This window comes from Pseudoalteromonas sp. Isolate3 (assembly GCF_022398505.1).
GTDB lineage: Bacteria > Pseudomonadota > Gammaproteobacteria > Enterobacterales > Alteromonadaceae > Pseudoalteromonas > Pseudoalteromonas apostichopi.
Genome location: NZ_JAKEVN010000014.1, coordinates 1 through 23,040, shown reverse-complemented (window position 1 = coordinate 23,040; position 23,040 = coordinate 1). Strand labels below are relative to the sequence as shown.

The window sequence follows — 23,040 nt, the reverse complement described above, 5'->3', positions numbered from 1 at the left end:
TAATAAATAATAAAGTGCAGTGTTTAGCTGCACTTTAAATGATATAAAACAAGAGAGTGCCAATGGCAGTCAAAGTATTAGTTGTTGATGATTCAAGCTTTTTTCGCCGCAGAGTGAGCGAAATTTTAGAGCAAGACAGCAATATTCAGGTAATTGGTTTTGCCGTTAATGGTCGTGAGGCGGTAGATAAAACCCGTGAATTAAGACCTGATGTAATTACTATGGATGTTGAGATGCCAGTTCTTGATGGCATTAGTGCTGTGAAAGAAATAATGGCAGCAACACCGACTCCTATTTTAATGTTCTCATCACTCACCCGTGATGGTGCAACAGCAACCCTCGATGCACTTGATGCTGGTGCTTTAGATTTTTTACCGAAAAAATTCGAAGACATTGCACGTAATAATGAAGATGCAATCGCGCTTTTACAAAATAAAGTAAAAGAAATTGGTCGTCGTCGCCTCTCTCGTTTTTCGCGCCCAGCACCTATTTCGAGACCAACTCCGGCTCCTGCACCAAGGGGCAGTAGCGCTACAAGTACTAGCAGCGGTATTGTTCAGCCTGATCGCAGCTTTAGCCGTTCAGCTCCTGCTAGTTCGCCTGCGGAATCGTCATCGAGTACAAGTAAAATTCGAGCTTCGGGCAAGCAATATCAGTTGGTTGCTATTGGTACATCAACTGGTGGGCCGGTTGCGCTACAGACCATTTTAACTCAGCTGCCTGCTAACTTTCCGCATCCTATTTTGCTTATTCAACATATGCCAGCTGCGTTTACTCCTGCTTTTGCAGCACGCCTCAATGGTTTATGCAGAATCAATGTGAAAGAAGCGCAAAATGGTGACCGCTTAATGCCAGGTACAGCCTATTTAGCGCCAGGTGGTCAACAAATGTTGATTGAAGGGCGCAGCGGCTCTCGTACATTACGTGTGTTTGAAGATGATAGCCCACGTATTACTTATAAGCCAAGTGTTGATGTCACCTTTGCGAGTGCAGCAAAAACCTATGGCGGTGATGTTCTAGCCGTGGTGTTAACGGGTATGGGTGCTGATGGTCGTGATGGAGCGCGTATGCTTAAGCAAGTCGGTGCAACCATTTGGGCGCAAGATGAAAAAACCAGTGTAGTGTATGGTATGCCACAAGCCGTTGCGAATGCTGGTTTGGCTAGTGAAAGCTTAGCGCTCACAGATGTTGCAGCCCGCCTAACGCGTGAGACTGGCTGTGGATAAGCTGTCTTTTCTCGGCTTAATTATCGCAATTAGTGCTATTGCATTTGGTTATGCATTAGAAGGCGGCGTTGTCACAGCTTTGTTCAATGGACCTGCGCTGATTATTGTTCTTGGCGGTACGCTTGGGGCTGTTATGCTCCAGACCCCTGGTAGTGTTTTTGCAAAAACACTCAAAATTAGTCATTGGGTGTTCTTTCCGCCATATCATGATATTGATGCAGCTATCGAACAAGTAAAGCGCTGGTCGCACAAAGCACGCCAAGAAGGTTACTTAGCGCTTGAATCTGAGGCACTTACTCATACAGACCCATACGCGGCAAAAGGGTTGAGTCTACTCGTTGATGGTATCGATGAGCAAAAGCTTAGAGATACCCTTGAAATTGACTTAATGCTTGAACGAGAGCGCTTGTTAGAGGTTAGCCGAGTTTATGAAGCGATGGGGGGTTATAGTCCAACAATTGGTATTTTAGGTGCGGTACTTGGTTTGATTCAGGCAATGCAATTTATAACAGATCCTGAAAAATTGGGTGCGGGTGTCGCCACCGCTTTTATCGCTACCATCTACGGTGTAGGTTTAGCTAATTTATTATTCTTACCTATGGCCAATAAGTTAAAGCAGCAAATTGAACAAAAGATGCTGTATCATGAATTACTTGCTGAAGGCATTATTGCTATCTCGCAAGGTGAAAGCCCACTGAATATAGAACTAAAACTTGAGGCGTACCGTGTTGAGCGTCCAAGCTTAGTTGAAGAGTAATTTATTATGATGCGCCGTCGTCTGCGTCATAACACGTCAAAAAACCAACATACCGAGCGTTGGCTTGTTTCTTATGCCGATTACATGACTATCATGTTTGCTTTTTTTGTGGTCATGTATGCCATAGCAATTAATAAAAATGAAGACTTTCAAATTCTCTCCGATTCGCTTGAGCAGGTTTTCGAGAAATCAGCTCGTGAGCAACAGCAAGTTGGAACCGGAGTGAACGGCACCGGAATTTTAACAGACAGAGTCAGTCCAGAAAAAGACATCCTTTACGGTGAAAGTATCCGAAAGGATGAGCAAGGGCCTGAATTACTTGATGGGCAAAGTGAAACGAGTAATATTGATAAAAAGCATCTAGGCAAGCCCCTTGATAGTTTGCTAACTAAACTACAATCTGCACTCATTGATGAAATTCGTGATGGTGAAGCAAGTTTAGAGCTTCATCAAGACTGGCTTATTATTGAACTAAGCTCAGGTATGTTGTTTTCTTCGGGCAGTGCTGTTGCACAGCAACGTGCAAAGGAAGTTGTAGGTTTAGTTAGAGATATTATAGCGCCTGTTGATAACTATATCCGCGTGCGTGGTTATACTGATAACGAAGGTATTCGTAATGAAATGTTTCGCTCTAACTGGGAGTTATCGGTAGCCCGTGCAACATCAATACTTGTTGAACTTGAGAGTTTAGGTATTAATCCTGCTCGAATGGCAATTGAAGGTTATGGTGAATATTCACCTTTCGCTAGTAATGACACTGAGCAAGGTCGCGCGGAGAACCGTAAAGTGGTCGTAGCGTTATCGAAGTATGGTTTACCCCCCGAAGAGCCGCAAAGTACTGAACAAGAATCACAAAATCAACCGGAAAAGACGACAGAAATTGAGTTGCCAAGTGATGATAACAGCATTAAAGTGATTCAATTACCGCACGGTGGCATTAGGATTACCACGCGCAATGAACAATAATAAGGTGTGATGTGAAAGTTTGGACCGTAGCGAATCAAAAAGGTGGGGTAGGGAAAACAACAACAGCTGTTAGCCTTGCTGGCATTTTTGCTTTACAAGGAAAACGAGTGTTACTTATTGACACTGATCCGCACGCATCATTAACTTATTATTTTGGCATTGACTCTGAAGAGCTTGAAGTCAGCGTGTATGATATCTTTGCACGCGGCAATAGTATGGCCAGTGAAGAAGTTTTACAGGCTCTGTGCCCATCTACGCTAGAGAATCTTGACATTTTACCGGCGACAATGGCAATTGCTACGCTAGATAGAAGCATGGGCAATAAAAATGGTATGGGTCTGATACTTAAAAAAGCACTAGCTAAAATTAGTGACCATTACGATTATGCAATTATTGATTGCCCACCTGTTTTAGGTGTTTTAATGGTGAATGCACTTGCCGCGAGCGAACGGATATTAGTACCAGTACAAACAGAGTTTTTGGCCTTGAAAGGTCTTGACCGTATGATGCGTACGATGGAGCTGATGCAAACATCGCAAGCAAAACAGTACCAATATACGATTATTCCAACAATGTACGACAAACGTACTAAAGCATCACTTGAAGCTTATAAGACTCTGCAGGATAATTACAAAGATAAAGTATGGTCAGGCGTGGTGCCCGTCGATACAAAATTTCGAGATGCTAGTTTAGCACAACAGGTGCCGATTCAATTTTGCCCACGCTCACGTGGCGTGTTTGCATATCGCGCACTGCTTGATTACTTAATTGCACAGGGTTAAAGATGAGTAAGCATTTATTTGCCAATGAAAAAGTGATGACCCAATATTTGGGCGCTTTGTTGTGTGAAGATGAGCCTACTGAAGAAAATCTAGAGCCGGTTGCAAAGTTACTAGAGCAGGTTAAAGAGCCTGAAACTAAGACAGAAGAAAAGCTGACAGAGGTTCAGCCTACCCCAAAATATGCTTTACCGACCCCTGAACCGACTAAAGAGCTTGAGAAAACCGAGAACCAAGCTAATATCAAAGATATAGTTGCAGAACCTAAAGCTGAACTGGTTGCAAAAACTTCGTCTGATCGTCAAGAAGACTATTTTGATGGTGAGTTTCAGGCGTTGTTCTTTGAAGTGGCGGGTTTAACTCTTGCTGTACCTTTAAAAGCATTAGGGGGAATTCATCAGCTGGGAGAGGTTAATCAATTATTTGGCAAGCCTAAATGGTTTAAAGGTGTAATGCTTAACCGAGAAGAAAAGCTTAATGTTGTTGACACAGCACGCTGGGTAATGCCAGAAAAATATGATGAAAAATTAGAACAATCACTAAATTATCAGTATTTAATCACCTTAGGCGACAGTCAATGGGGATTATTGGCTGAAAAGCTCGTAAATAATATTACGCTTCGTAAAGAAGATGTAAAATGGCGAGCGAAATCAGGTAAGCGGCCTTGGCTTGCAGGTGTCATCAAAGAGAAAATGTGCGCCTTGATTGACGTTGAAAATTTAAATCAATTGCTAGAGCAGGGCTTAGACAGCCGTGAGCAGTAACTATTTTTACGGAGTAATAGCATGAGTGAAGAAAGACTACTGTCAGCAAATAAAAACGCTGATAGCAACGATGAAGTGTTACAGTGGGTAACCTTTAAACTTGAAGAAGAAACGTACGGCATTAATGTAATGCAAGTACAAGAAGTACTTCGCTATACAGAAATTGCTCCTGTGCCAGGTGCGCCTTCTTATGTGTTAGGTATCATCAACTTACGCGGTAATGTTGTTACTGTTATTGATACTCGTGCGCGTTTTGGTCTGATGGGCGCAGAGGTAACTGATAATTCACGTATCGTCATCATCGAAGCAGAAAAGCAAGTGATCGGTATTTTAGTCGACAGTGTTGCTGAAGTGGTTTACCTGCGTAGCTCTGAAATTGATAGTGCGCCAAATATTGGCACTGAAGAGAGTGCTAAGTTTATCCAAGGCGTATCAAACCGTGATGGTGAGTTATTGATCTTGGTTGATCTTAATAAATTATTAAATGACGATGAGTGGGACGAGCTAAGCGCACTATAAGCGTTTGGAAATTATATGCTGTTATACTCTTTGTTTGGTGCCTCAATCTTGCTTGTATTAGTGTGTTTGGGGCTTATTTTTGTCAATAACAATAAGCAAGCGGTGGCGATTCAAGCCAAGCAAAAGCAGCTACAAGAAGCTCAGCAACAGTTGAGTATTTTGCGTAGCGAAGTGGCTGAAATGCGTGCCGGAATGCTTAGTATTGGCAAACGAGTTGTCGCTGTTGAAGAGAAAAGTAAAGAGCTTGAGCAGCTGCAAGATGCACAAAAATATGATGATCCGAATGCGAAAATTTATTCGCGAGCGGTAAAAATGGTTGAGCTAGGTGCTGATTTAGAAGAAATAATTCGTGAATGTGAATTACCCAGAGCCGAAGCAGAGCTGCTCATGTCACTTCATAAACAAAAAGGCGCCCAATGAGGCGCTTTTTTATTTGAGTTTTTGAACCCTAAGCTTGAATGTTGAGCTTACCCTGAAAATCTTGCCAACCCGGTGGAAATTTACCACGTAATACATATGAAAAAGCAATTAACTCTGCAATCACGTAGTAAAGCTCTTTTGGAATTTCTTCACCTAACTCAAGATGCGATAAGGTTTGTGCTAAGTCAGCATCTTGGTGTATCAAAATACCTTTTTGCTCAGCAAGTTTAACGATTTCTTCAGCCAATTCACCAAAGCCTTTACTGGTTACTCGTGGTGAGCTGCCTGCTTCATATAGTAGGCCAATTGCTGATTTATGCACCGATTGTTCACTCATAAATATTACACCTTAATATTAATAATCGCATGCGATTTATAAAAAGCTTGGTGGCTTGATGTACCTTGCTGCAAGTTTAGCTCGCCTACATTTAAGCCATGGCCAGCTAATTTATGACGCAGTGTTTCTAAGTGCGGATGAGCAAGTGCGGTTACTTCTTGTGAAGAAGCGAGTAACTGACAATCAACTGCTTTATCCATCACCTCTGCGGTAATTTGTAACTTGCCAAGCTGGGCATAATCAAAGTTCAACCGCACAAACCAGACATTCTTAGCTTCGAGTTTATTTTTACTTGGCTTTTTATACTGCCCTAAGCTGATTTCTGTTTGCCCAGTATCAGGAGGTAACTTCATCGGCAAGAAAAACTGCGCCAAAGCACTGTTATCTTGTTGCTGATTGATGGGCGTTGTTTGCACCTGAGCCAAAGTGTTTTTTAGTTGTGAAGCTTCAGCTGCCATAGCTTGCATCGCAGGCTGCTGTAGCTGTTCTAGTAACTTACTGCCGTTAACGGCTTTAAAGTTGGGCACTAACACTTGCAGTAAGGCATCAAGACCTGTCTGATTATTAAAACTAAGGTTGGTTGGTGCTTGGTTAATAATTGGTGCGGCAAGTGTAGCCACTGCTAATTGTTCTAACCCTTGGCTAAAGCTTGCTTGCTGAGTTTGGCTAGGCAGCGCTGTTGGCCTGAGGATACTTAAAAGTTCTCGTTCAATCGTTGTAGGGTGCATGTTTTGACTCGAGATCATGCGATTAAATGCTTGATTAACGAGTCGATTTAAATCTACTGAAGATGATGTATTTTGTTCACTCAGTGCTACAAGTTTTTCTGTTAATTGCACCGGTAGAGGTATGCTTGCTATAGGCTTGCTTTCAGGAAGCGGTAATAGTTTCGAAATCAGTGCCGCTTCAATCGGTCTTATCGGCAATAATGGCTGACTCAAGTTCGGTTCTTTCAAAGCTAAAAAAGGGGCGTGTAATTGAGTTTGCTGCTGAGCAACTTTTTGTAACCCTGCGGTTTGCTCACTAAGTGCTCGAGTCGCTGAGTTTAATGTCGCTTGTTTAGTTTGTATAACCTGCTCACTGCTATTTTTAACTACTGAATTTGCAAGATTACTTTTAACTTGAGCAAGCTGTTCAGGTACAGGCTTACCAGAACTCAGTGTATTAACAGCTTTGTTGTCTGTAGGCGCTGTTTGCAAAGTATTATCTGTGCTCAGCAAAGAAGGTTGTGTTTTGCTACTGTTTGTTGATGATTGACTCGCCTGAGTTTGTGCATTAACAAGCGGCTCTAAACTGACTTTTATTCGCTGCAATAGTTGTATTAAAGGTGCCGCCTTGTTATAGCTTACGGGTAAACTAACTTGCTTTGCAGACTGACTTTCGGTTAATGATTCTGTCTGTTTAGACGTAGGTAATGGCGTATTAGCTGTAACTGGCCCACTGGCTTTTTGCGCTACTTGGAACGCAGCGTGTTGTGGCGCGGTTTGTTGAACAGCGGCAAACTTTATTATATTGATTTTATTAGCATTAAAGCCTAGCTGGCTAATCATGTTTTTGCTTTCAATCAGCTGATGCGTTGACTGGTTAACAGCAGCTTTTGTGGTAGCAGGCAGTTTTTCAAAATAGCGCACTGCATCACTAATACGCGTTTTTAAATCAGCAAAACTGTCTTTTAGCCAAGAGCTAATTGGTGAATTTGAGCTGCTCGATGGTGCTAACAACGTATTCTTAGGTTCAACAGCTTGGCTTTTTAATGCTTGGTTAAATGTTTCAGACAGCGAATTCTTTAACAGTATTTGTTGCACAGGTGCTTTATTTATCAGTTCAACAGTATTTTTAACTTGCTGGGGGATTAGTTTTAATGCATGCGGGTGAAATTGCCACTGGGCTTGAATCTGTTTGGCTTGCTTTGGCGACATTCTTGAAAGAGGTAGAATTAATTCGTTTTGTTGTTTGTTAGCAACACTCAGTTGCACTTGCTGCCCAGCTAGTTTTAAGTTCATTTCAGGGGTTAGCTTAGCCACCAACTCGGCTACTTTTTGTTGGTTAACACTTTGTTGATGCAATGAATCGCCAAAGCGATTAATAATATTTAAGTTAAAGCTGTTTTGTTGATTGGTAGCAGGCAGCAAAATGGCTTTAAGTGGTGCTTCAGCTTTTAAAAGAGCAACGAGGCTATTGTTAAGAGTAAACTCTGTTTTTAATGTTGGTAGTTGTAGTAAAGGTTTGCTTGGCGCAATTTGAGCTGGGTGTGGCAGATTTGTATTTGCACTCCCTTGCGTTAGCAAGTTCAGTAGTGCTTGTAACTGCTGGCTTTTGCCAAGTGTAATCGTCAGCGGTGATGGTGTGATAGTCAGCTGTTTACCATCACTACTTAATTGAATGTTGGCCGCTAAAAAGCGCTCAGTTTTGAGATTCTCTTGCTCTGTTGATAAGCGTAAAGTTTGCCATGAGTTATTGATTAGCACGTCCATTTGCACGCTGTGCTTACCAATCACAATATTACGGGCAGTTAGGCTCTGCTCAGCCAGCATTTTTAAGGCATCATTTGGTGAGTGTTCTGATGCACTGCTTATTGCTTTTGGGTCTAGATTAAGCTGAGTGCTGAGAGTCAACTGGCTTTGTTTATTCATTATTTTAGATCAAATATAAGTTAATCGTTTTAAAGCAATATTCGTATTACCCTATCATTATGGTAGACTAACGCCTAATTTTGGGTATAGAGAATCGTCATCTTGTTACACATTAAGGCCGTCACCTGCATCAAGCAAGATCGTTGTTTGTTTGCGGATCTTAATTTCAGCTTGAAATCGGGGCAAATTATGCAGTTAGCTGGTCCGAATGGGGCTGGTAAAACATCATTATTGCGCATTATCGCGGGTTTCGCTATGCCAGATGAAGGCGATGTTTTTTACCAAGAGCGTTCGATTACAAAATACTATGATGAATATGCACAAGAGCTAATGTTCATCGGCCATAAAACCGGTGTAAATACGCAACTCACTGCCCTTGAGAATGTTGCATTTTGGCTAAAAATTAATGGTTATGATTGCAAGCAAGACTTATATCCGATCCTAGCAAAAATAGGTTTAGTTGGCCTTGAAGATGTGCCTGTTCGCATGTTGTCAGCAGGACAGCAGCGCCGTGTAGCCTTAGTAAGGTTGTGGTTAAATAGTGCCAAGCTATGGATCCTTGATGAGCCATTTACGGCTCTTGATAAAAGCGGTGTAGCATTTTTGCAAGAACGCTTTGTTGAGCATTTAAATGCTGGCGGCGCAATTCTTTTAACCACCCACCAAGATTTAACGACACAATTTAGTGACCTAAAAACAGTGACTTTGGAGTATCGCCACTGATGGTAAAGCAGCATTCGTATTGGCAATTATTCTCTGCGGTTTTTTCTAAAGATCTGAAATTAGCGTTTCGTCAGCGTGCTGAAATCGTTAACCCCATCTTGTTTTTTCTTATTGTTATTACACTTTTTCCGTTAGCAATTGGCCCTGAGCCTGGACTGCTAGCTCGCATGGCTCCGGGTATTATTTGGGTTGCTGCGTTACTATCGACAATGTTAGGCCTAGATAAACTATTTCGTGATGATTATCACGACGGAACATTAGAGCAATTAATTGCCTCTTCGTATCCATTACCGTTGACAGTGCTTGCAAAAGTTGCGGCTCATTGGGTTATTACGGGGCTGCCTTTAGTGTTAATGACACCGGTATTTGCTTTGTTATTGAATTTAGAAAGTTCAGCGCTTTTAGCAACTGTTCTCACGTTATTGTTGGGGACACCATTGCTTAGCTTCATTGGCGCAATTGGCGCTGGACTTACTGTGGGACTGCAAAAAGGCGGCATTCTAATGAGTTTGCTTGTTTTGCCTTTGTATATCCCTGTACTAATCTTTGCAACCTCTGCTATTGATACCAGCTCTATGGAGCTTGCCTATAGCGGACAGCTTGCAATTCTTGGTGCCATGCTAATCGTAGCGATTATAGCGGCGCCAATTGCCATATCGTCAGCATTGAAAGTGAGTGTAAGTTAATATGTGGAAGTGGTTACATCCCTACGCAAAAGCAGATCGTGCTTACCAATTGTGTAACACCTTACTGCCTTATTTCGCCGTCGTTACGGTGGTCTGTATGATTGTTGGATGGGTCTGGGGGCTTGCTTATGCTCCAGCCGATTACCAACAAAAAGATAGCTACCGAATTATTTTTATCCATGTGCCTTCAGCAATTTTATCAATGGGCGCTTATTCTTCTATGGCGATTGCAGCAGTGATCGCACTAGTATGGCAATTACGTAATGCTGAACTTGCTGTAATTGCAATTGCACCAGTTGGGGCATGTGTGACAGCGATAGCACTAATTACCGGCGCAGCATGGGGTAAGCCTATGTGGGGCGCATGGTGGGTGTGGGATGCGCGTCTTACCTCTGAGCTCATTCTGTTATTTTTATACTTGGGTGTGTTATCGCTTTATCATGCTTTTGAAGATAAAAAAGCAGCGGGTCGTGCCGCCTGTATTTTAGCGATTGTTGGAGTTATCAACTTACCGATTATTCACTTCTCGGTAGAGTGGTGGAATACCTTGCACCAAGGTGCAACCATTACAAAGTTTGATACTAAAGCCATTGATCCAAGCATGTTTTGGCCATTAATGGTGAACATAGTTGCGTTTGCAGGTTTTGTTGGGGTTGTGACTTTAATCCGCCTTAAAAACGAAATTTTACAACGTGAAAAGCACCGCCCTTGGGTGCGTGATATGCTTAAGCGAGGTTAATCATGCAGTTTGATTCTTTTTCAGATTTTATTGCCATGGGTGGCTATGGCTTTTATGTGTGGTTGTCTTTTGGCAGCTGTGCATTGATTTTACTCGGTATTTTATTTAGTTCGTTAAACGATACAAAGCGTATTTTCTCTTCAGTTAGGCAGCAAGCACAACGTGAAGAGCGCATTAAGAAAGCGAAGCAAGAGGCAGGGCAATGAATCCAAGACGTAAAAAACGTTTATTAGCTGTTGTAGCCATTATTTTTGGTGTGGGTGCAACCATTGGTTTAGTGCTTTATGCACTGCAAGAAAACATCAATCTATTCTATACCCCAAGTGAACTTGTTGAGGGTAAAGGACCAAATAAAGAAAAACCGCACATCGGTCAGAAGCTACGTATAGGTGGCATGGTTGTGCCAGGCTCCGTTGTTCGAGATGAATCAAGCTTAAAGGTAAGCTTTAAGTTAATAGATAAAGGCCCTATGGTGACCATTAATTATCAAGGGATTTTGCCAGACTTATTTCGTGAAGGCCAAGGGATTGTGGCGCAGGGCGTGTTAGTAAAAGCGAATGAAATTGATGCCTTTGAAGTTCTTGCAAAGCATGATGAAGAGTATATGCCAGCAGAAGTTGCAGAAGCAGTGAAAGGTATTAAACACGAAAAACCGACGTATAACTTAGAGAACGGTAATTAATATGATCCCAGAACTCGGTTATTTTTCTTTAACACTGGCTATGGTGCTCAGTGTTTTACTGTGTATTTTTCCTTTGTGGGGGGCGCATACCGGCAATTTACGTTTAATGCGCGCAGCTCCATCATTAGCAATTGGGCAGTTCGTATTTGTACTTTTATCATTTGCAGCACTTATTTATGCCAGTTTAACCGACGACTTTACCGTATCGTACGTTGCTTATCACTCAAGTAGCACCTTACCTTGGTACTACAAAATCACTTCGACATGGGGTGGTCATGAAGGAGCAATTTTACTTTGGTTAGTGATGCAAGCAGGTTGGACAGCCGTTGTTGCTATGCGCTCGCAATCATTGCCTTGGGTTTTACGTGCCCGAGTGCTTGGTGTGTTAGGCTTTTTAGGTGTCGGCTTTATGCTGTATACCTTGTTAATGTCGAGCCCATTTGAACGTCTATTGCCGTATTTCCCAGTTGAAGGTCGCGATTTAAATCCATTACTGCAAGACCCAGGTATGATTATTCACCCGCCATTGCTTTATATGGGTTACGTAGGTCTATCAGTGTCTTTCTCATTCGCAATCGCTGCGCTACTTACTGGTAAACTCGATAATACTTGGGCCAAGTGGTCTCGTCCTTGGACTATGGCTGCATGGGGGTTTTTAACTTTAGGTATTACCATCGGTAGTTGGTGGGCATACTCAGAACTAGGCTGGGGCGGCTGGTGGTTCTGGGATCCCGTTGAAAACGCTTCTTTAATGCCATGGCTTGTGGCAACAGCGCTATTACACTCACTCTCAACCACAGAAAAACGTGGTGTATTTAAGTCATGGACAGTGTTACTGGCTATTGCGGCATTCTCTCTAAGCTTACTGGGTACTTTTATTGTTCGATCGGGCATTATTGTATCTGTGCATGCCTTTGCGTCAGATCCTAATCGCGGTATGTTCATTTTAGCTTTCTTAGCCATTGTTGTGGGTGGCGGTTTATCGCTGTATGCACTGCGTGTTTCACAGGTGAAAAGTGAGGGCCGTTATAAGTTTGCCTCACGTGAAGTTGCCCTTTGGTTAAACAATATATTTTTAGTTGTGGCAACGCTGATTGTACTTCTAGGTACTTTACTGCCAATGATCCACAAAGAGCTTGGCTTAGGCAGTATTTCGATTGGTGAGCCTTTCTTCAACAAGATGTTTGCTATTCTACTAGTGCCATTTGCCATTTTAATGGGTATGGGTCCACTGTTACGTTGGAAACAAAACAAATGGTCAATGCTGCAGAATAAACTTGTTCTGTCGGCAGCAGTAAGTTTAGTTGCAACGGCGGCATGGTTGTATTCAAGCTACGACGTGATTGCGCCAATTACTTTTATTGCAACAGCATTGGCGGTATGGATTTTTGTTACCACTCTTGTTGATTTAGCTGCAAAAGTGACTATTCATAGCTCTCTAGGCGAAGGCTTTAAACGACTAGGGCTAAGTTACTGGGCGATGGTTTTAGGTCACATTGGTTTAGCATTCGTGATTGCAGGTGTAACGTTAACTTCTGCTTACTCAGTTGAGCGTGATGTATCAATGAAGCCTGGCGAAACCGTGACTTTAAATGAATACCAGTACCGATTTGACGGTGTTAAAACAATTCGTGGCGCAAACTATAGTGGTCATGCAGGTGTCGTCACTGTACTGAAAAACGATAAAAAAGTGACCGTTTTACATGCTGAAAAGCGTCGTTACGACATTGGTATGCAATTTATGACAGAAGCGGCTGTTGATGCCGGTTTTACACGAGACTTATACCTAGCACTGGGTGAGCAATTAAGCCAAGGTGCTTGGTCGTTACGTATTTATCATAAACCTTATGTTCGTTGGATGTGGCTCGGTGGTATCTTGATTTCACTGGCAGGCTTTTTAGTGCTTGGTGATAAACGCTATCGCCAGAAGTCGACTAAGCAGGAGGCTTTAGTATGAATCGTAAACTCATCTCACTAGCGCCTTTATTGGTGTTCGTTTTACTGTGTGTGTTTTTATATCAAGGTTTGTTTGCTAATCCTCGTGAGTTACAAACAGGGCGTATTGGGCAGGCTATGCCTACTTTTAACTTGCCAGATTTGATGGATGAGTCAAAGCGTTGGACTGACGCCGATTTAAAAGGTGAAGTTTACCTACTTAATGTATGGGGTACTTGGTGTCCGACTTGTTTAGCTGAGTTAGGTTACTTGACTGAGCTTAGAGAGCAGGGCGTTAAGATAGTTGGTTTATACTATGAACAAGGCTATGACCCTGATTTCGATGGTCAGTTTGATATTAACGCACTACGTGAAGACGTAACTAGCATGCTTAATCGTGCCGGCGACCCGTATCAATTTAATATCTTAGATTTAAAGCGCACTTTAGCTCTTGATTTAGGGGTTTCTGGTGCGCCAGAAACCTTCTTAGTCGATAAGCAAGGCACTATTTTGCTGCACCATACAGGTGATATTAATCCGCGTGTATGGCGTGCTAAATTCGCACCGTTAATGCAGGAGTTACAGTAATGAGACTCGTGATCTTTTTAGTAAGTTTGTTTATCACGTTTACAGCATTTGCAGAGCAAGACAAGTATCAATTTGATGATAAAGAACAAGCCGTTCGCTTTAGTGAGCTAACCAAAGAGCTGCGCTGTCCAAAATGTCAAAACCAAAATATAGCTGACTCAGACGCGGTTGTAGCCAAAGACTTACGCGATAAGGTGTTAGCGCTGGTAAAAGATGGCAAAAGCAAAGATGAAGTCATTGATTACATGATTGACCGTTATGGTTACTTCGTACACTACGAACCACCAGTCACACCAGCAACCTTGGTATTGTGGGTATTGCCTGTATTGATTGTGGTTCTTGGCTTTGGCTTTATTGTTTTACGCCAACGCAAGGCATCAGTGAAACAAACATGGACAGAGCAAGACGAAGCATTACTTGCAAAATTAATTGAACAAAATCAACGTCAGGAGCAAAGCTAGATGGCATTAATGTGGGCTTCTTTTGTTTTACTCACACTGATTGCATTGCTATTTGTTGTCGTACCGTTTTTTAAACGTGAGCGTATTCAACGTCTTGATCACAATGCAAACTCGGAGTTAATCCGAATTTATCATCAACGTTTAGATGAACTTAAAACTGAACTCGATAACCAACGTATTGATGCACAAATGCACGATGAGTCAGTTATCGAACAAAAACGTCGTTTACTCAATGAGTTGTCGCCTGAAAAAGCGTTGAACAGTAAAGGTAATAACCGTATTTTTGCCCTTACTGGCGCAGGCTTTTTGATTGTTTTAACAGCTATCTTTTATGGTTATACCGGTAGTCAGCAGCAAATTAAAGGCTGGCATGACGCGATGGCTAATCTTAAGTCATACGGTGAGCGTGCCGTTATGCAAGAAGGTGAGCCTTTAACACCGAATGAGCTACAAGCTTTTGCTTTAGCACTGCGTACTAAGCTTGATCAAAGTGGTGACGATGAAGTGGCGTGGATGCTACTAGGCCGTGTTGCTATGTCATTAAATGAATTTGATATGGCAATGCAGTCATTTGATAAAGTGCTTAAAATGAATCCTGATAACAAACAAGTGCTGATCAGCTACTCGCAAGTTTTGCTAATGGAAGGCAGTGATGCGAATATGTCTCGAGCAGCGACTATGTTATCAAGAGTGCTAAAAGCAGAGCCAACTAATATTGATGCAATCTCATTATTAGCATTGATTGCTTATGAGCGTAAAGATTGGCTTCAAGCTAAAACAGCATTTGAAGTATTGCTTGCAAGTATGCAGCAAAGCGACCCGCGTTATAGCATGATTGCAGAGCGTATTGCCGAAATCGATGCCCATTTAAGTAATGATCAGCAAGTCAAAAAGACTGAATTAGCAGAGGCTACAAGCAGTGAAATTAGCATCACAGTTGATTTAGACCCTGCACTTGCCGATTCACAGCCGCAAAACGGTACATTGTTTATTTTTGCTAAAGCGGCAAGTGGCCCGCAAATGCCATTGGCTGTAGTTAAAATGACAGAGTATAGTTTTCCGTTAACAGTGATGTTAAGTGATACTAATGCGATGGTTGAAGGTCTGAATCTATCTAGTGTCGATAAAATTATTTTAACTGCGCGTTTATCAAAAGATGCAACTGTGGTAACTTCAAGCGGCGAGTTGGAAGGCAAGTCGGATGTCTTAGAGCGTGCAAACGTTAAAGAATATTCACTGCTAATTAATGAGTTAATACCGTAAGGATAGCCGATGTTTAGGCACAGTATATTTTTTATCTTTTTTTTAGTACTTGCAGGATGCGCACAGATACCTGAAGAAAAAGTGGATGAGCGAGACCCATTACAGTCGTTTAACCGTCCTATGTATGATTTTAATATGGACGTGCTTGATGCCTATATTCTTCGTCCAGCAGCCGTCGGTTATGTCACAGTGACACCAACCCCTGTTAGACGCAGTATTGTTAATTTTACTGATAACATTACAGCGCCGACAGATATGGTCAATGCTGGTCTGCAGGGTAAACCAGGTAATATGGGTATTAGTTTAGCGCGCTTTCTAGTGAACTCTACGGTAGGTCTACTTGGCTTATTTGATGTAGCCTCATCGCTTGGTTTAGAAATTGTCGATGAAGATTTTGGTCAAACCCTAGGTGTATGGGGGGTCGGTGATGGTGCTTATTTAATGATCCCAGGTATGGGGCCAAGTACAGCACGAAATCTAACTGGTGATGTGGTAGATAACTTCGTTCTACCTGAAATTACCCTAACCACACCACAAACTATTCTGGTATTTGCGCTAAAAGCCGTTGAAGCACGTGCCTCGTTGATGCCGCAAGAGAGCTTATTAAATGAGTCGTTAGACCCTTACATTTTTATGAAGGATATCTACTTCCAGCGTCAATTATATGAGCTACATGATGGTAATCCACCAGTAGAAAAAGAACCCGATGATTTTGATGAAGATTTCCTAGAAAATCTCTAACCTAAAAAATCAAACCAATAAAAATGCCAGCAATTGCTGGCATTTTTATGTTTATATGGGGGAAGTTAATCTCCAAATACACCCATTTGTTCATTAGACCAGCTTAATGCATCGTGGTAAGCATCAGGTACTTCTTCGGGTTTAAGACCGAGTTCTTCTTGAATATCCTTTGCTTTATCCCACTCAGCTTGTTCATAAAATTTTACTAAGCGTAAATAAGTCGCTAGTAATCCTTCACCATGAAGCAAAGCACCTTTGATTTCATTTGTAAGAGGAAGTTTACCCATTACGCTTGGCATATCTTCATCGAGGATAGCGTCCATTAACGACATCATACCGGTTAAAAATGCCATACCCGTATCACGTAACTTGCCATGGCTTATTGCTAATAACTCAGCAAAACGGGCGCGGGTTAGTGATAAACGTATCAGCTCTGCAGGTTTATCTGCCGCAACTTGTGCAGCAAATAAAAGTGATAAGAAACGTTTGATTTCTTCACTGCCTAAAACAATCAGCGCTTGTTTTATCGTGCTAATTTCAGCTCTGCGTTTGAAAGCTGCTGAGTTTGAATAGCGTAACAACTTGTAAGATAAGTTAACGTCTCGTTCAAATACCTCGGTGATTTTTCTGAGATTTAAATCAATACTTGAGGTTTCGTATAAAAGCTCGGCAAGAGCCATCTCAGAAGGTGGTAAAGTTTTACTTTGCACCATTTCAGGCTTTGAAAAGAAAAAGCCTTGAAAATAGCTAAACCCCATGTCCAAAGCAAGTTGGTATTTTTCGTATGTTTCAACTTTCTCGGCGAGTAACTTGATGTGCGGGTGAGGTTTGATTGCCTCAACGACGGATTCAATAGACTCTTTATCACAGGTTAAAAAGTCAATTTTGATAATATCGATATACGGATAAAAATGGCGCCAAACAGGTTGGTGTATGTAATCATCAAGGGCAAGCGTATATCCGCGCTCTTTTAAATCTTGAACCATTGCTAGTAAACGTTTACCCGGTTGAATCGTTTCAAGAATTTCGACAACTACTTGCTCTTTACCCAGTAAAAGTGGGTAGCCTTTTTGGAGTGTCTCTAAAGTGAAATTAATGTAGGCTGGTTTGTTATCCGTTAAATCTTCTAAACCAAAATTGAACTGACTACCTTCAATGAGTCGAGATGTCGCTTCATCACCGTCAATATCAGGAAAAACGTTATCTACGCCATCCCTAAACAAGAGTTCGTAGCCGACAAGTTTCTTTTCCTTATCTAAAATAGGTTGGCGTGCAGCGTAAAAATACATAGTCCTAGCAAGTCCACTTCGGTTAATTCATTTATCCATGAGCAATATAAGTCATCGTGCCTAAAATAGCATTAATTAAATATTCATTTTTGAGGATAAATACTGATTTTCTGTGATCCTAAGACTAGGATAAATTGTAATGAAATTCTATAACTAGCGATTAAATATCACATTTTTGTTATGAAAAGGTTGTAATTGTAAACCTGCCACTGAACGGCTTGATTGGAGTTGTAGGGTAGAAGCATGTTATAGTCATGAGTGATATCGGTTTTTACCCCAATAATGTCTTAAAATTAAGTAACTTGCGAGTCATTATTCGGATTAAAAGCCAACATTAAACAATTATTGGAGGCTAATTTGGAAACAGGAATGATAATTTCGTTAGCATTGTACTTCATCGTAATGTTGGGGATTGGGCTATACGCTTATAAGCAATCCACAGACGATGTATCAGGTTATATGCTAGGTGGTCGTAATTTATCACCAAGTGTTGCTGCGCTTTCAGCAGGTGCATCAGATATGAGTGGTTGGCTGCTAATGGGCTTACCAGGTGCAATGTATCTGTTCGGCTTAAGCAAAGTTTGGATTGCTATAGGTCTAGTACTCGGTGCTTGGGCTAACTATTTCTTGGTAGCGCCTCGTTTACGTGTTTATACTGAGAAAGCGAATGACTCAATCACCATTCCAGATTATTTCGCAAACCGCTTTGATGATAATAAAAATATACTGCGTGTTATTTCTGCGATAGTAATCATTGTTTTCTTCACCTTGTATACTTCATCAGGTGTTGTCGCGGGTGGTAAGTTATTCGAAAACTCATTTAATATGAGCTATGAAATGGGTCTGTATATCACAACTGGCGTTGTAGTGTTATATACCTTGTTTGGTGGCTTCTTAGCAGTAAGCCTTACAGACTTTGTTCAAGGCTGTATCATGTTTATCTCGCTGCTTGCAGTACCAATTGCGACATATACTATGCTTGATCAACCATTCATGGATACACTCGCCAATGCACGCTATGATTTATTGTTAAGCTCACCAAAAGAAACTGAAATTCATGCACTTAATATGATGGACTGGTTTGCTGGTGGTTCGACGATTGCTATTATCTCTGCAATGGCATGGGGTCTTGGTTATTTTGGACAGCCGCATATTATTGTTCGTTTTATGTCTGTGCGTTCAGTTAAAGATATGCCAACTATGCGACGTGTGGGGATGTCGTGGATGACACTTTCAGCAATTGGTGCTGTGTTAACAGGTTTATTTGGTGCTGCTTATATGCTTGAAAACCAAATGCCAATTGATGATAAAGAAACTATTTTCTTGGTACTGTCTGAACTTATCTTCCATCCTCTAATTGCAGGTTTCTTATTGGCTGCTATTTTAGCTGCGATTATGAGTACCATCTCATCGCAATTACTAGTGTGTTCAAGCTCTCTAACAGAAGACTTCTATAAGATTTATTTAAACCGAAGTGCTTCTCAAAAAGAGCTAGTATTAGTCGGTCGTATTAGTGTTATCTTGGTTGCTCTGTTTGCTATTTACCTAGCGTATGACCGCGATAGCTCTATTTTGGATTTAGTAAGTAATGCATGGGCTGGTTTCGGTGCTGCATTTGGTCCATTAGTACTACTTAGCCTTTACTGGAAGCGCATGAACTTACAAGGCGCTATCAGTGGTATGGTTGTCGGTGCTGCAACAGTACTGTTTTGGATTTACGCGCCAATTAAGATCGATGGCCAATCGCTAAGTGCAATTATTTATGAGATTGTCCCTGGCTTTATTTTATCAACGATTGCCATTATTGTTGTGAGCCTAATGACGACTGAGCCGAAAAAAGAAATTACAGATTTATTTGATGAAGTTGAGTCATCACTTTAGTTTTGAGTAAGCACAAAAAAGGGCAACATTTGTTGCCCTTTTTTAATTTTATAACCAATGCTTAGCTTGCAGCTTTTTCTTTTATATCTGCAACGTTATCGTCTGATTTTGCTTTTTTAGGCTTCGCAGGAACCTCTTTTGCACCTTTAAGTACAGCCATAAATTGGTCTTTTTCTTTTGCCATTTCAAGCGCTAGTGATTCAATTTGTTGCTCGCTTAATGGTACATCAACTTTTTCAAGCATTAATTCTAATGACTCAGCAATGTCGAGCATTTTGTCATACGCATCAGCTTCTTTCTTAGTAGTAAACGTCATGCGCTCGACTCCGTTTCTTTCTACAACATATTTAACAACAACAGCCATGATTTCTCCTGCATTTAAGCGTGGCATTTGCAGCGTAAAATCGCCACTTTGATTACTGTTTTTATATACAGTAATGCTTCGGGCCTTACTTTGCAAGTATCTAAAGAAATTTTTTATGGAACAAATTTGACAATAATAGGGGCATTAGCTTTATTTATATTGTTACCCAAAGTTAAACACAAGCGATGGAGTGAGTGTTGGGTAATAGCTAACTACCTGTCCAAGATGGACATCACGGAGGAAATTATGAAATTACTATCAAGTCTTTTACTTGCCACGAGTATTGCGTTACTGCTTACAACACCGGCATTCGCCGTAAAACCAACCGAAGCAACACAAGTTAAAATGCAAAAGCTCAGTATTAACAAAGCTAGCATCGATCAACTTACTCAATTACCGGGTATTGGTGAGTCTAAAGCTAAAGCGATTGTTGAGCATCGCAATAAGCAAGGTCCGTTTAAGTCGGTAGAGCAATTAAAAGAAGTAAAAGGAATAGGCGATAAGGTATTTGCTAAACTTGAGGGGAAAATTACGCTTTAAAAGACTAGGGCGTGTTGACCTATTGTGATTGATTTTGCAGCAGTATGTTTGGTATTTAAGCAAGGCAGAGCCTATGTCGTGTGGTTGTTCAACATAAATAGGCGATAACGCAGCATCCATACCAAACACGCGCTGCCTTTTGGGTTCTTCCTAGGGGCGATTATCTTTTTATTACTTAAATAGATGAAGCTAAAGGGCGTGGGCAGAACGCGGTAGCTTTGCTCGATTTTTACTTAGTCCACTAGGTTACAAATCTCGCGCCGCGATTAAATTGCCCCTAGAGCGAACAAACTTTAATCCACAAAGGTCAACACGCCCTAAACAGGGCGTTATTCGCCCTGTTTAAATTCATTGATAGCTTTGTCTAAATGCGCTAGTGCGAACAAATTTTCGATAGGTGTTGTGATAAGTGGGTAACTTAAGCCTGCTAATAATAACCAAGGTAACAGCATCCAGCCTTCAAAGTAGGCTAAACCTAAAAATAATGGCGCAAGAAAGGCAAGCTTACACACCGATAAAATAACCTTTTTACTTGGGCTTAAATGAGCCAGAGCAAGTGCAATTATTTGCTGGCGCTGCCTTACTTTAAAAGTTTTTAAAGCAGGGATTTGACTAGTAAAAAAATAAATCATTATAACGACTTTTTAGTTACTAAACGGCTAAATAAAACGGCTACAAAGACTATTGAAAACGCAGCGAAAATAATCTCCATCCATGCAGGCATACTCATTGATGCAAATTGCCAATCAATATTGCCGCAATCGCCAGTGGCTGCAAAAAAGCTAGGGATCCATTCATGCAGTGGCATAAAGCTTGGGAAATTAGGCTCAAATGCGCAGCTAAATGCAAAAGGGTCGGTATTGTTTTGCATTGCAATGTGTTCTTTAGCAATAAAGTAACCCCAGATTGCAGAGATACCCCAAGTAGCAAATGCAACAAGGCGAACAACCATATTTTGCGGGTTAATCGCTCCAATCACACCTGCTGCAAGTAAGCCTAAAACAGCGGTACGTTGATAAATACACATAATACATGGTTCAAGTCCCATGCTGTATTGAAAAAACAACGCAGTGACTTCAAACGCTAGTGAAATAAATGCTAATAATAACCAAGGTGTTCTTTTAGTTGCTAATTCTGCTAACCAATTCATGAATGATCCAATTTGAAATTGTTTTCAAGATTATGCTTAGACGGGGCTGTGGGTGCAAGTATCTAAGATGAAATTATACGAAAAAGGAGCCAAGCGGCTCCTTTCATTAATCAGTAATGATCGTCAGTTAAACACTTACAGCTTGCAAAGACTCACTTTGATAACAACCAAGTACACGGGTGTACTGAGTATGTTCTTTTAGCTCTTCTAGTGCCTGTTTAACATGTAAGTCATCAAGGTTTGCTTCGAGATCTACATAAAACACTTCTTCCCAAGGGTTTCCAGGTACTGGACGTGACTCTAGTTTTACAAGGTTAATTTTGTGATGTTTAAAAATCATTAAGGCGTCAGCTAACGAACCCGCTTGTTGCTTGGTGGCCATAATTAAACTCGTTTTGGTTGGGATTTGTTTCGACACTTGAAGAGGTTTACGGGCTACTACAATGAAGCGGCTATGGTTTTCACTTTGATTGGCCAAGCCTGATTTAACCACTTCTAAACCGACGTTTTTCCCTGCTTGTGCAGAGCCGATAGCGGCACTGTTTGCGGTTTCAACTGCTGATTGCAATGCATGGAAAGTTGAATCACAGGTTTCATGTTGAATGTCACCTAAGCCCTGAATGAAACGGCTACATTGAGCAAAAGGCTGTGGGTGAGCAAATATTTTATTGATATGAGATAACTCAGTACCAGGCATCGCTAATAAACAGTGTTCAACGCTGTGCGTCACTTCACCAACAATTGATACTTGAGCGTGCTGTAATAAATCGAATACTTCATTGATACTACCAGAACTGGTGTTTTCAATAGGTAATAAACCAAAATCAGCTTGGCCACTTTCTACTTTACCTGTGATTTGGTCAAAGCTAGAGCAACCCATTTCAATTACTTTACCCGGGCGGCGGCTGAAATATTTATGACAGGCTAATTGACTGTATGAACCTTGACCACCCAAATAAGCAACACGATGACTTTCGCTCATGGCTTCTGGGTTAAGGTTTTTTTGCAACATCGCTTGTTGGTTTAGAACAGAATCTTCAAGAATGGTTTGGAACACGTTATTAATGTAGTACGCATCAAGGCCTAATGATTTTCCATAACTAATGAGCTTTTCGAGTAATGCTTGTTCGCGAGCCTCATCGCGAATTGGTTTGTTATTGGCTATCTTGTACTCAACCACGCTGTGGCTGATACGACGTCTTTTTGCCAGTAAGACAAGTAAGTCGGAATCTATTTCATTAATATCGTGTCGTAACGCATTTAATGTATCAATGCTCATGTTGGTTTCCTCATTCCAAAACAGTGCGCAAACAAAAAAGCCTCCCAAGTGGGAGGCTTTAGCTATTCGGTGAATTTATCTCGCAAACAGTTAAGCCTCCTCTATTTAAAGAAGCTAAAAAACGAAAAGTAAGTGCGAGAGATAATTTGTTTCATTGAGTTAATGTAAAAACACTTGTATGTAAAGTCAACCGCCTATCGAGGCTAATTTTGAAATCATATGTGTTTATTCAGAAAATTCATTAATCTTCATAAAAAATTTATAAATATAAAAATGAATCTGGTATATTTGTTTTTGCACAATAAATAATAACAATTA

At 41.1% G+C, this 23,040-nt stretch carries 26 protein-coding genes; 19 read left to right on the top strand and 7 right to left on the bottom strand.

The annotated features are described in order from the left end of the window. The first annotated feature begins 62 nt into the window (after positions 1 to 62). From L1D46_RS05070 to L1D46_RS05040, 7 genes are read left to right on the top strand one after another with little or no spacing between them, the layout of a single operon-like run. Positions 63 to 1,226: a chemotaxis response regulator protein-glutamate methylesterase gene (locus L1D46_RS05070; protein ID WP_178926721.1), complete on the top strand. Its 1,164-nt coding sequence runs from the start codon at positions 63 to 65 to the stop codon at positions 1,224 to 1,226. Then, on the top strand, positions 1,219 to 1,983 hold the full coding sequence (locus L1D46_RS05065) for a flagellar motor protein (RefSeq protein ID WP_167657946.1): 765 nt from the start codon (positions 1,219 to 1,221) through the stop codon (positions 1,981 to 1,983). The genes L1D46_RS05070 and L1D46_RS05065 overlap by 8 nt, the downstream gene beginning before the upstream one ends. Positions 1,984 to 1,989: 6 nt before the next feature. Then, positions 1,990 to 2,949, top strand: a complete 960-nt coding sequence (locus L1D46_RS05060) for a flagellar motor protein MotB (RefSeq protein ID WP_130052056.1) — start codon at positions 1,990 to 1,992, stop codon at positions 2,947 to 2,949. Between the two features lie 11 nt (positions 2,950 to 2,960). Then, on the top strand, positions 2,961 to 3,731 hold the full coding sequence (locus tag L1D46_RS05055) for a ParA family protein (RefSeq protein WP_239976957.1): 771 nt from the start codon (positions 2,961 to 2,963) through the stop codon (positions 3,729 to 3,731). A 2-nt stretch (positions 3,732 to 3,733) separates the two neighbouring features. After that, complete coding sequence (locus L1D46_RS05050; RefSeq protein WP_239976955.1) at positions 3,734 to 4,492, top strand: chemotaxis protein CheW; 759 nt, start codon at positions 3,734 to 3,736, stop codon at positions 4,490 to 4,492. A gap of 21 nt (positions 4,493 to 4,513) precedes the next feature. Beyond that, complete coding sequence (locus L1D46_RS05045) at positions 4,514 to 5,011, top strand: chemotaxis protein CheW (protein WP_054553251.1); 498 nt, start codon at positions 4,514 to 4,516, stop codon at positions 5,009 to 5,011. A 15-nt stretch (positions 5,012 to 5,026) separates the two neighbouring features. Further along, positions 5,027 to 5,431 (top strand): DUF2802 domain-containing protein, encoded by a 405-nt coding sequence (locus L1D46_RS05040; protein WP_130052053.1) that lies wholly within the window; start codon positions 5,027 to 5,029, stop codon positions 5,429 to 5,431. Between the two features lie 28 nt (positions 5,432 to 5,459). Here L1D46_RS05040 and L1D46_RS05035 read toward each other — a convergent pair whose 3' ends face one another. Both L1D46_RS05035 and L1D46_RS05030 read right to left on the bottom strand, forming a co-directional pair. Next, complete coding sequence (locus tag L1D46_RS05035) at positions 5,460 to 5,768, bottom strand: EscU/YscU/HrcU family type III secretion system export apparatus switch protein (protein ID WP_130052052.1); 309 nt, start codon at positions 5,766 to 5,768, stop codon at positions 5,460 to 5,462. A gap of 5 nt (positions 5,769 to 5,773) precedes the next feature. After that, positions 5,774 to 8,401 carry a flagellar hook-length control protein FliK gene (locus tag L1D46_RS05030; RefSeq protein WP_239976954.1) on the bottom strand — a complete coding sequence of 876 codons (2,628 nt, stop codon included), beginning with the start codon at positions 8,399 to 8,401 and terminating at the stop codon, positions 5,774 to 5,776. A 102-nt stretch (positions 8,402 to 8,503) separates the two neighbouring features. Between L1D46_RS05030 and ccmA the strand changes: the two genes are divergently transcribed. Genes ccmA through L1D46_RS04980 form a run of 10 tightly spaced genes read left to right on the top strand, consistent with a single transcriptional unit; the run spans position 8,504 to position 16,219 of the window. Continuing rightward, positions 8,504 to 9,124, top strand: a complete 621-nt coding sequence (gene ccmA, locus L1D46_RS05025; RefSeq protein ID WP_130052051.1) for a cytochrome c biogenesis heme-transporting ATPase CcmA — start codon at positions 8,504 to 8,506, stop codon at positions 9,122 to 9,124. Then, positions 9,124 to 9,810 (top strand): heme exporter protein CcmB, encoded by a 687-nt coding sequence (gene ccmB, locus L1D46_RS05020; RefSeq protein WP_054553246.1) that lies wholly within the window; start codon positions 9,124 to 9,126, stop codon positions 9,808 to 9,810. The genes ccmA and ccmB overlap by 1 nt, the downstream gene beginning before the upstream one ends. A 1-nt stretch (position 9,811) precedes the next feature. Continuing rightward, complete coding sequence (locus tag L1D46_RS05015) at positions 9,812 to 10,549, top strand: heme ABC transporter permease (RefSeq protein WP_130052050.1); 738 nt, start codon at positions 9,812 to 9,814, stop codon at positions 10,547 to 10,549. Between the two features lie 2 nt (positions 10,550 to 10,551). Continuing rightward, entirely contained in the window at positions 10,552 to 10,755 is a 204-nt protein-coding gene (gene ccmD, locus L1D46_RS05010; RefSeq protein ID WP_167657948.1) for a heme exporter protein CcmD, read from the top strand. Then, on the top strand, positions 10,752 to 11,231 hold the full coding sequence (gene ccmE / locus L1D46_RS05005; RefSeq protein ID WP_130052048.1) for a cytochrome c maturation protein CcmE: 480 nt from the start codon (positions 10,752 to 10,754) through the stop codon (positions 11,229 to 11,231). Before ccmD ends, ccmE begins: the two co-directional genes overlap by 4 nt. Before the next feature lies 1 nt (position 11,232). Continuing rightward, the gene (locus tag L1D46_RS05000; RefSeq protein ID WP_130052047.1) at positions 11,233 to 13,188 is read left to right on the top strand and encodes a heme lyase CcmF/NrfE family subunit; all 1,956 of its coding nucleotides are present in this window, start codon (positions 11,233 to 11,235) and stop codon (positions 13,186 to 13,188) included. After that, positions 13,185 to 13,754 (top strand): DsbE family thiol:disulfide interchange protein, encoded by a 570-nt coding sequence (locus L1D46_RS04995; RefSeq protein WP_239976953.1) that lies wholly within the window; start codon positions 13,185 to 13,187, stop codon positions 13,752 to 13,754. The genes L1D46_RS05000 and L1D46_RS04995 overlap by 4 nt, the downstream gene beginning before the upstream one ends. Beyond that, positions 13,754 to 14,215 (top strand): cytochrome c-type biogenesis protein, encoded by a 462-nt coding sequence (locus L1D46_RS04990; RefSeq protein ID WP_239976952.1) that lies wholly within the window; start codon positions 13,754 to 13,756, stop codon positions 14,213 to 14,215. Before L1D46_RS04995 ends, L1D46_RS04990 begins: the two co-directional genes overlap by 1 nt. Next, positions 14,216 to 15,478, top strand: a complete 1,263-nt coding sequence (gene ccmI, locus L1D46_RS04985) for a c-type cytochrome biogenesis protein CcmI (RefSeq protein WP_130052044.1) — start codon at positions 14,216 to 14,218, stop codon at positions 15,476 to 15,478. Between the two features lie 9 nt (positions 15,479 to 15,487). Beyond that, a complete protein-coding gene (locus L1D46_RS04980) occupies positions 15,488 to 16,219 on the top strand; it encodes a VacJ family lipoprotein (RefSeq protein WP_130052043.1) in 732 nt (243 codons plus the stop codon). Between the two features lie 65 nt (positions 16,220 to 16,284). On the opposite strand, the gene L1D46_RS04975 is transcribed toward L1D46_RS04980, so the two are convergent. Further along, positions 16,285 to 17,508 (bottom strand): HDOD domain-containing protein, encoded by a 1,224-nt coding sequence (locus tag L1D46_RS04975; RefSeq protein ID WP_130052042.1) that lies wholly within the window; start codon positions 17,506 to 17,508, stop codon positions 16,285 to 16,287. Between the two features lie 369 nt (positions 17,509 to 17,877). On the opposite strand from L1D46_RS04975, the gene putP reads away from it, so the two are divergent. Further along, positions 17,878 to 19,389 carry a sodium/proline symporter PutP gene (putP, locus tag L1D46_RS04970; protein WP_130052041.1) on the top strand — a complete coding sequence of 504 codons (1,512 nt, stop codon included), beginning with the start codon at positions 17,878 to 17,880 and terminating at the stop codon, positions 19,387 to 19,389. A gap of 61 nt (positions 19,390 to 19,450) precedes the next feature. Here putP and L1D46_RS04965 read toward each other — a convergent pair whose 3' ends face one another. Further along, the gene (locus L1D46_RS04965) at positions 19,451 to 19,753 is read right to left on the bottom strand and encodes a YebG family protein (protein WP_130052040.1); all 303 of its coding nucleotides are present in this window, start codon (positions 19,751 to 19,753) and stop codon (positions 19,451 to 19,453) included. Positions 19,754 to 19,999: 246 nt separating this feature from the next. Between L1D46_RS04965 and L1D46_RS04960 the strand changes: the two genes are divergently transcribed. Continuing rightward, positions 20,000 to 20,293, top strand: a complete 294-nt coding sequence (locus tag L1D46_RS04960; RefSeq protein ID WP_239976951.1) for a helix-hairpin-helix domain-containing protein — start codon at positions 20,000 to 20,002, stop codon at positions 20,291 to 20,293. A 329-nt stretch (positions 20,294 to 20,622) separates the two neighbouring features. Here the strand turns inward: L1D46_RS04960 and L1D46_RS04955 are convergent, their stop codons facing one another. The 3 genes from L1D46_RS04955 to L1D46_RS04945 all read right to left on the bottom strand — a co-directional run bounded on the left by L1D46_RS04955 (position 20,623) and on the right by L1D46_RS04945 (position 22,722). Then, positions 20,623 to 20,925, bottom strand: coding sequence for a DUF6170 family protein (locus L1D46_RS04955; RefSeq protein WP_239976950.1), 303 nt, complete (start codon positions 20,923 to 20,925; stop codon positions 20,623 to 20,625). Next, complete coding sequence (gene dsbB, locus L1D46_RS04950; RefSeq protein WP_130052037.1) at positions 20,925 to 21,443, bottom strand: disulfide bond formation protein DsbB; 519 nt, start codon at positions 21,441 to 21,443, stop codon at positions 20,925 to 20,927. The genes L1D46_RS04955 and dsbB overlap by 1 nt, the downstream gene beginning before the upstream one ends. 127 nt (positions 21,444 to 21,570) lie before the next feature. Beyond that, positions 21,571 to 22,722, bottom strand: coding sequence for a chorismate mutase (locus L1D46_RS04945; RefSeq protein WP_130052036.1), 1,152 nt, complete (start codon positions 22,720 to 22,722; stop codon positions 21,571 to 21,573). Positions 22,723 to 23,040 lie beyond the last annotated feature (318 nt).

What these genes read in the sequence shown, in the direction of transcription:
- L1D46_RS05015 (WP_130052050.1), top strand. Translation starts at nt 9,812, where the DNA reads ATGTGGAAGTGGTTACATCCCTACGCAAAAGCAGATCGTGCTTACCAA.
- ccmB (WP_054553246.1), top strand. Translation starts at nt 9,124, where the DNA reads ATGGTAAAGCAGCATTCGTATTGGCAATTATTCTCTGCGGTTTTTTCT.
- dsbB (WP_130052037.1), bottom strand. Translation starts at nt 21,443, where the DNA reads ATGAATTGGTTAGCAGAATTAGCAACTAAAAGAACACCTTGGTTATTA.
- L1D46_RS05030 (WP_239976954.1), bottom strand. Translation starts at nt 8,401, where the DNA reads ATGAATAAACAAAGCCAGTTGACTCTCAGCACTCAGCTTAATCTAGAC.
- L1D46_RS05060 (WP_130052056.1), top strand. Translation starts at nt 1,990, where the DNA reads ATGATGCGCCGTCGTCTGCGTCATAACACGTCAAAAAACCAACATACC.
- L1D46_RS04995 (WP_239976953.1), top strand. Translation starts at nt 13,185, where the DNA reads ATGAATCGTAAACTCATCTCACTAGCGCCTTTATTGGTGTTCGTTTTA.
- ccmI (WP_130052044.1), top strand. Translation starts at nt 14,216, where the DNA reads ATGGCATTAATGTGGGCTTCTTTTGTTTTACTCACACTGATTGCATTG.
- L1D46_RS05040 (WP_130052053.1), top strand. Translation starts at nt 5,027, where the DNA reads ATGCTGTTATACTCTTTGTTTGGTGCCTCAATCTTGCTTGTATTAGTG.
- ccmE (WP_130052048.1), top strand. Translation starts at nt 10,752, where the DNA reads ATGAATCCAAGACGTAAAAAACGTTTATTAGCTGTTGTAGCCATTATT.
- L1D46_RS04945 (WP_130052036.1), bottom strand. Translation starts at nt 22,722, where the DNA reads ATGAGCATTGATACATTAAATGCGTTACGACACGATATTAATGAAATA.
- ccmD (WP_167657948.1), top strand. Translation starts at nt 10,552, where the DNA reads ATGCAGTTTGATTCTTTTTCAGATTTTATTGCCATGGGTGGCTATGGC.
- L1D46_RS05070 (WP_178926721.1), top strand. Translation starts at nt 63, where the DNA reads ATGGCAGTCAAAGTATTAGTTGTTGATGATTCAAGCTTTTTTCGCCGC.
- L1D46_RS04955 (WP_239976950.1), bottom strand. Translation starts at nt 20,925, where the DNA reads ATGATTTATTTTTTTACTAGTCAAATCCCTGCTTTAAAAACTTTTAAA.
- L1D46_RS04980 (WP_130052043.1), top strand. Translation starts at nt 15,488, where the DNA reads ATGTTTAGGCACAGTATATTTTTTATCTTTTTTTTAGTACTTGCAGGA.
- L1D46_RS05050 (WP_239976955.1), top strand. Translation starts at nt 3,734, where the DNA reads ATGAGTAAGCATTTATTTGCCAATGAAAAAGTGATGACCCAATATTTG.
- L1D46_RS05000 (WP_130052047.1), top strand. Translation starts at nt 11,233, where the DNA reads ATGATCCCAGAACTCGGTTATTTTTCTTTAACACTGGCTATGGTGCTC.
- putP (WP_130052041.1), top strand. Translation starts at nt 17,878, where the DNA reads ATGATAATTTCGTTAGCATTGTACTTCATCGTAATGTTGGGGATTGGG.
- L1D46_RS04990 (WP_239976952.1), top strand. Translation starts at nt 13,754, where the DNA reads ATGAGACTCGTGATCTTTTTAGTAAGTTTGTTTATCACGTTTACAGCA.
- L1D46_RS04960 (WP_239976951.1), top strand. Translation starts at nt 20,000, where the DNA reads ATGAAATTACTATCAAGTCTTTTACTTGCCACGAGTATTGCGTTACTG.
- L1D46_RS04975 (WP_130052042.1), bottom strand. Translation starts at nt 17,508, where the DNA reads ATGTATTTTTACGCTGCACGCCAACCTATTTTAGATAAGGAAAAGAAA.
- L1D46_RS05045 (WP_054553251.1), top strand. Translation starts at nt 4,514, where the DNA reads ATGAGTGAAGAAAGACTACTGTCAGCAAATAAAAACGCTGATAGCAAC.
- L1D46_RS05035 (WP_130052052.1), bottom strand. Translation starts at nt 5,768, where the DNA reads ATGAGTGAACAATCGGTGCATAAATCAGCAATTGGCCTACTATATGAA.
- L1D46_RS04965 (WP_130052040.1), bottom strand. Translation starts at nt 19,753, where the DNA reads ATGGCTGTTGTTGTTAAATATGTTGTAGAAAGAAACGGAGTCGAGCGC.